This is a genomic window from Streptomyces sp. NPDC044003 (assembly GCF_056435185.1).
Genome location: NZ_JBWKFA010000016.1, coordinates 42,267 through 54,551, shown reverse-complemented (window position 1 = coordinate 54,551; position 12,285 = coordinate 42,267). Strand labels below are relative to the sequence as shown.

Below are 12,285 nucleotides of genomic sequence, written 5' to 3'. Positions count from 1 at the left end.
TGTTGATCGAGAAGACGTGGCTGCTCGGCATCCACACCGCGACCGTGTCCTTGCCGTCGCCGTCGAAGTCGCCCACGACCGGCTTGTGGCCGAAGGTCCCGTAGACGAACTCGAAGTCGTTGCCGCCCGCGCTGGTGGCGTTGCGCAGGTAGACCTTGCGGGTGGCGGGGTCGTACATGCCGATGCCGTCCGCCCCGACGCCGTCCCAGTCGCCGGCCAGCGGGATCATGCCGTCGTCGCCGTAGACGAAGGACTTGTCCGCCACACCGCTGGTGTTGGAGTTCTTCAGGTAGAAGGTGTGGTTCGAGGGGCGCCACACGCCGACGGTGACCGTGCCGTTGCCGTCCCAGTCGCCCATGACCGGGATGTCGCCGATGCTGCCGAAGTTGACCTCGTAGCTGTTGCCGCCGGCGTTGGCCGAGTTGCGCAGGTAGAACATGTGGTTCGAGGGGTCGTACATGCCGACGCCGTCGGTGCCGATGCCGTCCCAGTCGCCGGAGAGCGGGACCATGCCCGTGGCGCCGAAGACGAAGTCACCCGCGTCGTTGCCGCCCGCGTTCGCGGCGTTGCGCAGGTGGAAGTAGTGGTTGGACGGGTCCCACATGCCGATGCCGTCGGTGCCGCCGTCGATGGCCTTCTTGTAACGGAGCGCCTTGTAGTCGCCGTTGGGGTGGCCGTCGATGGTGGAGGCGTTGATGGACATGCCGGTGATGTGCTTCACCGGGGTCGAGCCGAAGCTGTAGTACGAGAACGTGGTGTGCGCGGCGTCGTCCCACTTGTCGAAGAGGATGACGTGGTCGTAGTAGCTGTTGAGGACGTCACCGGCCTTCAGCTGACTGCGGGAGATCTCGTACGTGTCGGCGCTGTCGCCGATGCCGACGGTGTTGAGGCTGGTGGTCAGGTGCCAGGCCATCGACACGTAGCCGGAGCAGTCCGTGCGGTAGTACTTGCCGTCGGAGTCGGGGTACGAGCCGCCCTGGTTGTACGTGAGGTTCTTGCCGAGCCAGTACTTGGCGCGCTCGATGATCTCGCTTCTGGTGATGTAGCCACCGGCCGTCGAGGACGAGACCGTGGCGGCCGCGAGGGTCGTGGTCATGGCGGGCGCGGCGGCCTGGGCGGGGGTCGCGACGGCGGCGGTGCCGGCGAGACCGGCGACGGCGAGGGTGGCGGCGGCGCGGACGACGGAACGCTGGATGGACATGGCTGTCTCCTGTGAGGTGGGTGAAGAGGGGGCTGATCCGCTCGGGATCACTTGTCGAGCTGTGCGCCGAGGGTCCGCAGGACGGCGGTGTCGCCTCGGAAGTCGTAGGACGGGGCGGCGGACGCGGAGGCCACCTCGTCGTAGTGGAGGAGCGCGAGGACGTTGCCCCGCTGGACGGCGTAGACGTGGTTCGCCTGGTCGCCGGGGGAGGACAGGCCCTGGACGCCGGTCCAGCGGCGCTGCCAGGAGGTGCCGTTCTCGGTGGTGGCGGTCTGCCGGACGGTGGCGTCCTGGGGCAGGTCGTACTTCTTCTGGAGCTCCCGGCTGGTCGCCTGGCAGTCCTTCATGGCCCCGACGGTCGTGCGGTACGCGGCGGCGGCCGTGGCCTCGTCGGGGAAGGTGAGGGTGTCCTGGACGGCGATGATGTCGCGGGTCGAGCCGAGGAAGCCCTGCTGGTGCCAGGCGGTGGCCTGCGTGAGGCTGACGCACTCGTTGAGCTGGAAGGTGCCGCCGAGGGGGAGGGCCTTGACCTCGCCCATGGGCTTCCACTGCTGGCGGTCGCTGTCCGGGAGTTCGGCGGGCTTGATCGGGGCGGGGGCGGCGGGTGCGGTGGCGGGCTTCCCGGTCGTCCCGCCGGTGGGCCCGGTGGCCGGGGCGGTGGCGCGGGCCGGGGCGCCGGCCGTACGGGACGGGGCCGGGGCCTTCGTCGGGGCCTGGGCCTTCGTCGGGGCCGCGGTCGGGGCCGCTGTCGGCGACGTGGCCGTGGGGGCGGCCGGGGCGGCGGCGGTCGGTACCGGAGCCTGGGCGTCGGTGTCGGTCGCGGAGGCGCTGGCCTGCTGGCTCACGCCGTAGACGGCGAGGGCCGCGAGGAGGCCCGTGCCGGCGAGGACGGCGTTGCGGGAGCGGCGCTTCCTTGACATAGACATGACAGAACTCCGGTCAGGTGGGTGCGCGGATCAGGTGGATCTGACGAAACGGGTGGATCAGATGGATCGGGCGGACCAGGTGGCCCGACCGACGTCCGGCGGCCTCCCGGCCCCCGTCCGTTCCGCCCGGTCCCCCCGGCGGTGATCACTATCTTGCCGAGCCCCGACCCCCCTCGGAAGAGCTTTCCGCTGGACCCAACGGGCCATGACCCCTTCCGTCCCCACGCCCCGCCGGAAGGCCCGCCCGCAAACCCCCTCCCGAATGATTGAGCGACACCAACACCCGGTAGATATCCTGAACTTGACGATGTGAAGGGGCACATCTCGTGGGGGAGCAGGGGGCGACGGGACGTGGAAAGGGAGTTGTACGGCCGCGAGGCGGTGCTGGACGACGGCGGGCTCGTCGCCCGGCTCGTCGGGCTCACCGCCAAGGGGGCCGCGCGCGTCGCGTACGAGCACGGGGACGACCCGCCGGTCACGGTCTTCACCGGCGGGCGCGGCATGGGGAAGACCGCCCTGCTCAAGGAGGTCCGCAACCGCTACAAGGGCTACACCCCGCTCGCGCTCCTCGACTGCGGCCACATCGAACCGCCCGCCGACCACGGCCCCGGCTGGACCCCGGTCACCGGCGCCCTCTCCGAGCTGGCCGTGCAGCTGTCGCCGAAGGTGATCGGCGCCCGGCCCGTACGGTTCCCCCGGCTCTCACTCGGCCTGGTCGCGGTCGCCGCGCTCGGCTGGTCCCAGGAGGACGACGAGCGGGCCCGGCGCGACCTCCAGCGGCTCGGGCCGCTCCTCGCCACCGTCGACGCGGCCCGCGGCGCCGCCGCCAACTGGGTCGGCAAGGTCCTCGCCAAGCTCGCCGCCACCTTCGCCGACGCCGCCGCCCCGCTCGCCGGGCTGCTCGCCGAGGCGACCGTGGAGACCGTTCTGGAGGAGGTGTTCGGCAAGTTCCAGCACAAGGCCGAGAACTGGTACGGCAGCTACCGCAACGCCGGCGGGCGCGCCAAGGCCGGACTCCAGCAGCTCGCCGTCGACTTCGAGCAGGGCGGCAGACGGCGCGGCGAGGCCGAGGCCTTCCTCGTCGGCGCCCTCACCGAGGACCTGCTGACCGCCTACACCGGGCTCCGCCGCGGCAGCCGCGTCGGCCGGCCCCTGCTCCTCCTCGACAACGCCCACGAGCCGCTCGGCCGGCAGCTCGTCGAGCCGATCCTGCGCGCCCGCGCCGCCGAGGGCCGCCGCGACAAGGTCGTCGTCCTCGCCGGCTCCCGGGTCCGCGACCACGAGGGCCTGCGCCAGGCCACCCGCACCAAGGTGCCGGAGACCGCGCACCGGGCGCCCTGCCCGCGCGGGACGAGCGTCGGCTCCGGCATCCTCGCCGTCGAGCTGACCCCGCTCTCCCCCGCCCAGACCCGGTCCGCCTTCGACCAGCACGACCCGGCGGGCCGCACCCCCGCCGAACTCGCCCGCTCCGTCCACCGGCTGACCGGCGGGCGTCCCCTCGGTGTGGCCCTCCTCGGCCGGGCCGTCCGCCAGACCCCCGCCGCGCAGCGGGCCGGCCTCACCCCGGGCGGGCTCCTCGACCTCACCGTGGAGCTGCGCGAGGACGCCCCGCCGGTGCCCGTCGCCCCCACGCTCCTCGCCGAACTCCTGCCGGTGCGCCGACCGGGACCGTACGCCGTCCTCGCCGCGACCCACGACGAGGAGTCCGCCCGGATGCTCGCCCACGCCCGGCTCCAGGCCGAGTCCCTGGACGGGGACGTGGCCCTGCGGGTCCGCGACCAGCTGCGCGCCGAGGACTGGGGCGAGGGCCCCGCCCACTTCGTCGCCGACCCGCTGCTGCGCGCCCTGCTCCTGTACCGGCTCCGCTTCGAGGACGGCGACCATCCGCGGTACGCCGCCTGGCACGCCGTCCACGAGACGCTCTACCGGCACTACGGACCGGCCCCCGGCCCGTACCGCCTCCACCACGCGCTCGCCCTCGGCCGCGCCGAGGAGGCCGTCACACACCTGCGGGAGACCTTCCCCGGGCAGGACGTCCTCGGCTGGCTCGGCCGGCTCCGGTTCATCGCCGCCGCCCCCTACCCCCGCGAGCGGAACCGGCCGGGCCCCGACCCGCGCCGCGCGGTCGCCCTCGGCGAGGAGCCGGCCGGCGCCCTCCCCGACGGCCTCGACCCCGACACCACCGCGCTCCACCTCTCCGTACGGCGCCTGCTGCACGCCGTATGGCTGCTCACCGACCCGCTCGCACTGCCCGACGACGAGGTCGCCGACCTGCTCGCGCACGAACTGCGCAGGCTCTCCGGCCGCCATCTGACGGGCAGCGGTTCACTCTGGGACGCGGCGGGCCAGTGGCCGCGCGACATCCGTGCCTGGCGGGAGCTGTCGCTGCCGCCGGCCCGTGAGAACGGAGTCTGACGCCATGCCCGACCCCTTCACCATCCGGCTGCGCCGGCGGGTCCGCACCCCCCGCCAGAAGCTCGTCGCCTCCCTCGTCACCGCCGCCGTCGTCCTCGGCCTCGGCGGTTACGGCTTCGCCCGGCTCACCCAGCCGGAAAACCGTTCCTGCGCCCCCGGGGTGGCCCGCCCCGCCGACAGCGCGGAATGCGTCGGAGTCAACGGCACCGGCCACGACTTCGGCTTCGCCGACCTCAAGGACATCGCCGAGACCATCCGCGCCGAGAACGCCACGCTGAAGGACGGCGAGTACGTCACCGTCGCCGTCCTCCTCCCCCTGACCTCCACCGACGCCGGCATGCGGATCAAGGTCCTGCACGAGGTCCAGGGCGCGTACGCCTACCAGCGCCGGGCCAACCAGGAATCCAACGGCCGGCGGCCCACCATCCGCCTCGTCCTCGCCAACACCGGCCAGGGCAACGCCCACTGGCGCACCACCGTCGACCAGCTCGTCGCCATGGCCGACGGCCCCGAACGGCTGCGGGCCGTCTCCGGCATCGCCACCTCCTCCACCGAGATGCGCGAGGCCGTCACCGCCCTCACCGCCGCCGAGGTCGCCGTCGTCGGCACCACCATCACCGCCGACGACATCGCCAACGGCCCCGGCCGCAAGCCCTACCCCGGCCTCGCCCGCGTCTCCCCCACCAACGGCGACGAGGCCAAGGCGCTCGCCCACTTCGGCCGGGTCGACGCGGCGAAGGCGCTCCTCGTCCAGGACACCCGCAGCGGCGACCACTACGTCGACACCCTGAAGGCCGCCTTCGCCGCGTCCCTCAAGAACGCACCCCTGGAGCCGCAGGAGTTCACCTCCGCCCCCGACTCCACCCAGGAGGGCACGACCGCCAACACCTTCACCAACATCACCCACCTGATCTGCGACACCCGCGCCGAGACCGTCTTCTTCGCGGGCCGCCACACCCAGCTGCGCCAGTTCATCAACGCGCTCGGCGACCGCGGCTGCGTCGACCGCGCCTTCACCGTCCTCACCGGCGACGAGGGCTCGTACCTGGGCGCGGACGCGAAACTCGACCGGAAGGCCCTCAAGGGCAGGCTGACCGTGCGGTACGCGGCGCTCGCCCACCCCGACGCCTGGAAGCCGGCGCCCGGTCGGACGGTCCCCCGGACGGGCGGCTCCGAGCAGGCGTACGCGGACTTCGTGCGGGACATCGCGAAGGCCGCCCCGAAGGACCGGCCGGTGGCGCTCGCGGACGGCCAGGCGATCATCGCGTACGACGCGATGGCGACGGCGGTCCACGCGATCCGCCAGGCCACCCCGGAGGGCGCGCCCTACCCGTCGAAGGAGGACGTCGGCACGCAGTGGCCGCAGGTCAAGGGCTCACTGCGGGTGCAGGGCGCGAGCGGCTGGATCTGCCTGGACAACTACGGAAACCCGTACAACAAGGCGGTCCCGATCGTGGAACTGACCCAGGACGGCACCCAGCGCTTCGTCCAGATGGCCTGGCCGGAGGGCAGACCCCCGACGGACACGTGCCTGCCGCCGAAGCGGGGGTGAGTGCCTACGGCTCCCACTTGGGCCAGGGCTCCTCGTCGCGCTCGTACAGCTCCCGCAGGTGCCGCCAGCGCTCAGGAGTCCAGTCCCGCCAGTCCGTGGGGTGACCGGAAAGCGCCGCGGCGAGCCGCTCGAAGTGGTCGTGCCACCCGGCGAGACAGTCCAGCCGGTACTCCGACGACCCACGGAACTCGTTCGTGAAACGCAGCACGGTCGACCCGCCGCCGCCGGACCCCGGTTCCAGATGGAACCGCATCCGTCCGTGCGTCGCCGGATCGACCGTGTACTCGGCCACCACGTCGGGGTCCCAGGCGGTCACCCGCCCCGAGACCTCGGTGTCACTGTTCAGCCAGCGGAGGGTGACCTTCCCGCCGAGCCGCGGCTCCAGCGGATCCGCCTCGCAGAGCCAGCCCGGCATGCCCTCGGGCGAGGCGACGGCCGCCCAGACCATCGGTACCGGATGCGGAAGGTCCACCACGAACCGCAGCAGGTGCGCGTCGCCGTCGTGGGTCTCGCTCCTGCCCCGGGGGATCTCGCTCATACCTCCAGCGTCACCCCGGGACAGGCCCGGTGCCAGCGCAGGACCGGCTCAGACGCCCGCGTACGAGTGCTTGCTGCTGACGAAGATGTTGACGCCGTAGTAGTTGAAGAGGAAGCAGGCGAAGGCGATGAGCGCGATGTACGCGGCCTTCCGCCCCTTCCACCCGGCCGTCGCGCGCGCGTGCAGGTACGCCGCGTAACCGACCCAGGTGATGAAGGACCAGACCTCCTTGGCGTCCCAGCCCCAGTAGCGGCCCCACGCGTCGCCGGCCCAGATCGCGCCGGCGATGATCGTGAAGGTCCAGAGCGGGAAGACGGCCGCGTTGACCCGGTAGGCGAACTTGTCGAGCGAGGCCGCGGCGGGCAGCCGCTCCAGGACGGAGCGGGCGAAGGAGCCGGGGTTCCCGCCGGTCGCGAGCTTGTTCTCGTACGAGTCGCGGAACAGGTACAGCAGGGTCGCGACCGCGCCGATGTAGAACACCGCGCCGCAGAAGATCGCGGTGGAGACGTGGATCCACAGCCAGTACGAGTCGAGCGCCGGGACCAGCTGGTCGCTGGGGGTCTTCAGCCAGGTGACGGCCATGCCCAGGTCGAGCAGGACGGTGGTGACCAGCGGGAGGCCGATCCAGCGGACGTTCTTCTTCGCGAGGAGGAAGCCGAGGTACGCGCCGACCGCCACCGTCGAGAAGGTGGTGGAGAACTCGTACATGTTGCCCCAGGGGGCCCGCTGCACGGAGAGCGCCCGGCTGACCACGCCCGCCGCCTCGATCGCGAAGGCGAGGACGGTGAGCGAGACGGCGATACGGCCGTACAGATCGCCCTTGACCGTGCCGCCGGCCGCGCCGGGACCGTCCGGCACGTCACGGGTGCCGGCCGAGGAGCGGGTGACGACCTTCGGCTTGTCGAGGACGGCGGTGCCGCCGGCCTGCTTGACCTGCACGGTCACGGCGGCGGCCGGGGCCTGCTGGGTGAGCGCGGCGGCCGTGCGGCCGACCTTGCTGCGGCTGCCGAGCACCCACTCGGCGATGTGGGCGAAGAAGGCCAGGGTGTAGACGGCCATCGAGGAGTAGACGAGCAGGTCGCTCATCTGCGCCAGGCTCTCGTTGGTCGTCGTGGCGGCGAGGATCACTTGTCGGCCTCTCCAGAAGGGGCAGGGTCTTCTGCGGGTTCTTCCGCGGGTTCCGGTACTGAGGCCGTCGGCGGGGCCTGTGCCGTGAGGGCGAGGGCGAGGTCACCCAGCTCCTCCGGCAGCTTGGCGGACTCGCTCCGGCCGAGCCCGGCCATCTCGACGACGGTCACGCCGTCCTCACCGCGCACGGCCCGGACCCAGACCCGGCGGCGCTGGATGAAGAGCGAACCGGTCAGGCCGGCGATCGCGGCGATCGCGCCCGTGAGGGCGAGCCCGTTGCCGGGCTGCTGCGAGATCTGGAAGCTCGCCCACTCCTTGATGTCCTTCTCGAAGGTGATCGAGCCGGCACCGTCGGGGAGCGGCATGGTCTCGCCGGGCAGGAGGCGGTTGGCCTTGCCGGTACCGCCCGTGACGGCGAACTGCTTCATCTTGGTGGTGTCGAGCTGGTACACGTTCTGCGGCAGACCGGAGTTCACCCGCAGGTCGCCGTGGTAGCCGGTGAGTGCCATGACCGGGAAGTCGAGTGCCGGGAACTGCGAGAACATCGTGCCCCTGCCCTCGCCCGCGAACGTCGGCACGAAGAAGGCCTGGAAGCCCAGCTGCTCCTTCTTGCCGTTCTTGTCGCGGTAGCCGTCCATGACCTTGATCGCGCCGGTCGACGTGATGTTGTTGTCGATCGGCAGCAGCGGCACCGCGCCGTGGAAGACGGTCTTGCCGCGGCCGTCCTTGACGGTGACGACGGGCGCGTACCCGTGGGCGATCAGATAGACCTTGGAATCGCCCACCTTCAGCGGCTCGTTGACCCGGATGACCGCCTTCTTGTCGGCGCCGCCCTGCGAGTAGTTGACGGCCGCCTCGAAGGTGCGCGGGGTGCCGCGCTGGGGGCCGTTCTTCTCGTACGTGCCGTTGAAGGACTCCAGCTTGAAGCTGAACGGCTCCAGTTCGTCGGTGCCGAACTGGGAGCCGGACTTGAAGTCGTCGTACTGGGTGAGCGTGTTGGAGAAGCCGTCGCCCTCGACGATCAGCTTGCCGCCCTCGGACTTGAAGAGCTGGCCCCAGGCGAAGGCGACGAGCATCACGATCAGGGCGACGTGGAAGGCCAGGTTCCCGGCCTCACGGAGGTAGCCCTTCTCGGCGGCGACGGCGTTCCCGGCGGGGTTCGCGCGGAAGCGGCGCCCCTTGAGGAGGGCGAGCGCGGCCTCGTGGACCTGCTCGGGCTCGGCCTCGGTGCGCCAGGTGGTGTACGCGGGGAGCCGGTCGAGGCGCCGGGGGGCGCCCGGCGGGCGGCTGCGGAGCTGGCCGACGAACTGCCAGGTGCGCGGCAGGATGCAGCCGATGAGGGAGACGAACAGCAGGATGTAGATCGCGGAGAACCACACCGAGCTGTAGACGTCGAAGAACTGGAGCTTCTCGTACAGCGGGGTGAGCGTCTCGTGGGCGTCCTTGAAGGCCCGCACCTTCAGCTCGTCCGCGCTGGTCTGCGGGATGAGAGAGCCCGGGACGGCACCCAGGGAGAGCATGAACAGCAGGATCAGCGCGACCCGCATCGAGGTCAGCTGCCGCCAGAACCAGCGGATCCAGCCGACGACCCCGAGGGTGGGGCCGCCGACGGCGGTGTCCTCCTGGGGGGCGGTGGACAGCTGGGCCCCGGCGCTGCCGAGGTTCTCCTGCTGCTCCGTCGTATCGGTCTTGCTCATGGAACTCAGATCCCCACCGTGAAACCGCTGGACCAGCCCTGCATCGTGGCCACCATGCTGTCCCACGCGCCCGTCAGGAGCAGCACACCGGTGACGAGCATCATGCCGCCGCCGATCCGCATGACCCACACATAGTGCTTCTTCACCCAGCCGAACGCGCCGAGCGCCTTGCGGAAGGCGATGGCGGCGAGCACGAACGGTACGCCGAGGCCGAGGCAGTACGCGAAGGCGAGGATCGCCCCGCGTCCGGCGCTGGCCTGCTCCAGGGCGAGGGCGTTGACGGAGGCGAGGGTCGGGCCGATGCACGGGGTCCAGCCGATGCCGAAGAGCGCGCCGAGGAGCGGGGCGCCGACGAGTCCGGCGACGGGCTTCTTGTGGAAGCGGAACTCCCGCTGGGTGAACCAGGGCATCAGGCCCATGAAGAACACGCCCATGAGGATCATGAGCACGCCGAGGACCGTGGTGAGCGTCTCGCGGTACTCCTGGAGCGTCGACCCGAAGTAGCCGAAGAGCGCGCCGCCGGAGACGAACACGGCGGTGAAGCCGAGGACGAACAGGACGGCACCGGCGGTCATCCGGCCGCGGCGGCTCTCGGCGAGGTCGGTGCCGGTGACCCCCGTCACGTACGACAGGTAGCCGGGCACGAGCGGGAGCACGCACGGCGAGAAGAAGGAGACGAGGCCGCCGAGCACCGCGAGGGGCAGGGCGAGCAGCAGGGCTCCGCTGGTGACCGTCTCGTTCACGGGCTCACTTCTCCTTGAGGAGAGGCTCGATCATCGACCGGAGCTTCTCCTCGTCGAGCGCCATGAGGGAACGGGCGGCGATCTTCCCCTCCTTGTCGAGGACGACGGTGGAGGGGATGCCCTGGAGGCTGAGGGTGCCCTTGGGGAAGCCGAAGAGGATCAGCTTGCCCTGCGGGTCGTAGAGGCTCGGGTAGGGAATCCCGTAGTCCTCTTCGAAGGCGATCGCCGGCTGCTTGTTGGGGTCGCGCGTGTTGAGGCCGACGAACTCGACGCCCTTGCCCTTGAGGTCCTTGGCGACCTTCGCGAAGTGGGGGGCCTCGGCGCGGCAGGGGCTGCACCAGGAGCCCCAGGCGTTGAGGACGACGACCTTGCCCTTGAGGTCGGCGACGTCGAGCTGCTTGCCGTCGAGGGTCTCGCCCGCGAGCTTTCCGGTGGCCGCCCGCTTGCCCTGGGCGGCGGTGGAGATGCCACCCGTGTTGGTCACGAAGTTGGTCTGGCCACCGCCGCCGGACTTGCCGTTGTCGTCGCCGCCGCAGGCCGACAGCGTGAGGGCGGCGGCGGACAGCATTCCGACGGCGACCAGGGTGCGCCGGGTGCGTCGAGGGGCACGGCTAAGGCTCATGTGAAAAGTTTCGCATGGGCGTTTGGGGGATCTTGGGCACCCCCCTACGTGCCCGTAAAGCCCCTTGTCAAGATCGCCTAAGCGGTGGGGGTCGGCGAGGCGCCGACCTTGAGGAACTCATTCCATCCGCCGGCCGGCCGCTGACCGACTTCCAGACTGCGCAGCTTGTCGAGAATCCGCGGGTCCTGGACGTCGAGCCAGTCGACGAACTGCTTGAAGGAGACGAGCCGTACGTCCTTCTTTCCGGCCATTCCCTTGAGCGCCTCTTCGACGGCGTCCATGTAGATGCCGCCGTTCCACTGCTCGAAGTGGTTGCCGACGAAGAAAGGCGCGCGATTCGACTCGTACGCGCGCGTGAAGCCGGAAAGGTACGCCTCGGCCGCCTGCTTGCGCCAGCCCGGATAGCGCGAGGGCATGCCCTTGGTCGTGTTCTTCGACTGGTTGGCGAGCATGTTGTAGTCCATGGAGAGGACCTCGAAGGAGTGCCCGGGGAACGGCACGGCCTGCAGCGGCAGGTCCCAGATGCCCTGGCGCTTGGTGGGCCACATCTGGCGGCCGCCGGGCGAGCTGGCGTCGTAGCGCCAGCCGAGGCGCTTGGCGGTGGGGAGCAGGTTGTCCTGGCCGAGGAGGCAGGGGGTGCGGCCGCCGACGAGCTCCTTGGAGTAGTCGAAGGGCAGCGGGTCGAGGTCGGTCCAGCCGCTGTTGGTCTTCCACTCGGTGACGAACTTCGTCGCCTGGTCGATCTCGCTCTGCCACTGGGCCGGGGTCCAGTTGCCGACGGAGCCGGAGCCGCCGCAGAAGTGCCCGTTGAAGTGGGTGCCGATCTCGTGGCCTTCGAGCCAGGCCTGCCGGACGTACTTCAGGGTCTCCTTGATGTGCCCGTCGGTGAGGTAGCCGATGTCGGAGGCGCCGACGCGGTTGTTCGGCGGGCGGTAGAGGTCCTTCTTGGACTCGGGGAGGAGGTAGATCCCGGAGAGGAAGAAGGTCATCGCCGCGTCGTTGTTCTTGGCGAGTTCGAGGAAGCGCGGGAAGAGGCCGTTGCCGACCTCGCCGGCGCCGTCCCAGGAGAAGATCACGAACTGGGGCGGGGTCTGGCCGGGTTCGAGCGGGACGGGGGTGTCGGGCTGGTGCGGCTGCTTGCCGGTGTCGGCTGTGGAACCGTCACCGATGAGCCGGGCGTCGTCCTTGGTCGGGGTGGGCGTGCCCGGGTCCGCCGAGACGTCACCCCCCTTGCCGGGTCCAGAACGTCCCGGCTTGTCCCGATCAGGGGTACTGCATGCGGCGAGCCCCATCGCCGCGGCGGCCCCAACGCCCGCCCCGAGCAGCCCCCTTCGACTGATCCCGCTGATCCCGCGCATGCCATCCCCATTCGCGCTGACGTATAACCCGAAACGTCATCCAAACCGACAATGAGTGAGATGTCGGGAGGAACACGGAGGTTCCGGAAAATCGCACAAAAATTT

Annotated in this window: 10 protein-coding genes; 2 read left to right on the top strand and 8 right to left on the bottom strand. The window is 70.9% G+C overall.

Features of this window, described 5'->3' with window-relative positions; all coding sequences use genetic code 11:
- Both AC07AW_RS37940 and AC07AW_RS37935 read right to left on the bottom strand, forming a co-directional pair.
- Positions 1 to 1,201: NlpC/P60 family protein (locus AC07AW_RS37940; RefSeq protein ID WP_478820005.1), on the bottom strand; the 1,201-nt coding region annotated here is incomplete at its 3' end.
- Positions 1,202 to 1,248: 47 nt separating this feature from the next.
- Positions 1,249 to 2,127 (bottom strand): hypothetical protein, encoded by an 879-nt coding sequence (locus AC07AW_RS37935; RefSeq protein ID WP_478820004.1) that lies wholly within the window; start codon positions 2,125 to 2,127, stop codon positions 1,249 to 1,251.
- A gap of 351 nt (positions 2,128 to 2,478) precedes the next feature.
- Between AC07AW_RS37935 and AC07AW_RS37930 the strand changes: the two genes are divergently transcribed.
- Both AC07AW_RS37930 and AC07AW_RS37925 read left to right on the top strand, forming a co-directional pair.
- Positions 2,479 to 4,542 carry a hypothetical protein gene (locus AC07AW_RS37930; protein ID WP_478820003.1) on the top strand — a complete coding sequence of 688 codons (2,064 nt, stop codon included), beginning with the start codon at positions 2,479 to 2,481 and terminating at the stop codon, positions 4,540 to 4,542.
- A gap of 4 nt (positions 4,543 to 4,546) precedes the next feature.
- On the top strand, positions 4,547 to 6,094 hold the full coding sequence (locus tag AC07AW_RS37925; RefSeq protein ID WP_478820002.1) for an ABC transporter substrate-binding protein: 1,548 nt from the start codon (positions 4,547 to 4,549) through the stop codon (positions 6,092 to 6,094).
- Positions 6,095 to 6,098: 4 nt separating this feature from the next.
- Here AC07AW_RS37925 and AC07AW_RS37920 read toward each other — a convergent pair whose 3' ends face one another.
- From AC07AW_RS37920 to AC07AW_RS37895, 6 genes are all read right to left on the bottom strand, one after another.
- Entirely contained in the window at positions 6,099 to 6,632 is a 534-nt protein-coding gene (locus AC07AW_RS37920; protein ID WP_478820001.1) for an SRPBCC domain-containing protein, read from the bottom strand.
- 48 nt (positions 6,633 to 6,680) lie between these two features.
- The gene (gene ccsB / locus AC07AW_RS37915) at positions 6,681 to 7,718 is read right to left on the bottom strand and encodes a c-type cytochrome biogenesis protein CcsB (protein ID WP_478820069.1); all 1,038 of its coding nucleotides are present in this window, start codon (positions 7,716 to 7,718) and stop codon (positions 6,681 to 6,683) included.
- Between the two features lie 38 nt (positions 7,719 to 7,756).
- A complete protein-coding gene (gene resB / locus AC07AW_RS37910; RefSeq protein ID WP_478820000.1) occupies positions 7,757 to 9,457 on the bottom strand; it encodes a cytochrome c biogenesis protein ResB in 1,701 nt (566 codons plus the stop codon).
- A 5-nt stretch (positions 9,458 to 9,462) separates the two neighbouring features.
- Complete coding sequence (locus AC07AW_RS37905; protein ID WP_478819999.1) at positions 9,463 to 10,200, bottom strand: cytochrome c biogenesis CcdA family protein; 738 nt, start codon at positions 10,198 to 10,200, stop codon at positions 9,463 to 9,465.
- 4 nt (positions 10,201 to 10,204) lie between these two features.
- Positions 10,205 to 10,822: a TlpA family protein disulfide reductase gene (locus AC07AW_RS37900; RefSeq protein ID WP_478819998.1), complete on the bottom strand. Its 618-nt coding sequence runs from the start codon at positions 10,820 to 10,822 to the stop codon at positions 10,205 to 10,207.
- 77 nt (positions 10,823 to 10,899) lie between these two features.
- Positions 10,900 to 12,171: a polysaccharide deacetylase family protein gene (locus AC07AW_RS37895; RefSeq protein ID WP_478820068.1), complete on the bottom strand. Its 1,272-nt coding sequence runs from the start codon at positions 12,169 to 12,171 to the stop codon at positions 10,900 to 10,902.
- Positions 12,172 to 12,285 lie beyond the last annotated feature (114 nt).

Excerpts from the sequence above, each read along its gene's own strand:
- AC07AW_RS37935 (WP_478820004.1), bottom strand. The coding sequence starts at position 2,127 with ATGTCTATGTCAAGGAAGCGCCGCTCCCGCAACGCCGTCCTCGCCGGC.
- resB (WP_478820000.1), bottom strand. The coding sequence starts at position 9,457 with ATGAGCAAGACCGATACGACGGAGCAGCAGGAGAACCTCGGCAGCGCC.
- AC07AW_RS37900 (WP_478819998.1), bottom strand. The coding sequence starts at position 10,822 with ATGAGCCTTAGCCGTGCCCCTCGACGCACCCGGCGCACCCTGGTCGCC.
- AC07AW_RS37925 (WP_478820002.1), top strand. The coding sequence starts at position 4,547 with ATGCCCGACCCCTTCACCATCCGGCTGCGCCGGCGGGTCCGCACCCCC.
- AC07AW_RS37920 (WP_478820001.1), bottom strand. The coding sequence starts at position 6,632 with ATGAGCGAGATCCCCCGGGGCAGGAGCGAGACCCACGACGGCGACGCG.
- ccsB (WP_478820069.1), bottom strand. The coding sequence starts at position 7,718 with ATGAGCGACCTGCTCGTCTACTCCTCGATGGCCGTCTACACCCTGGCC.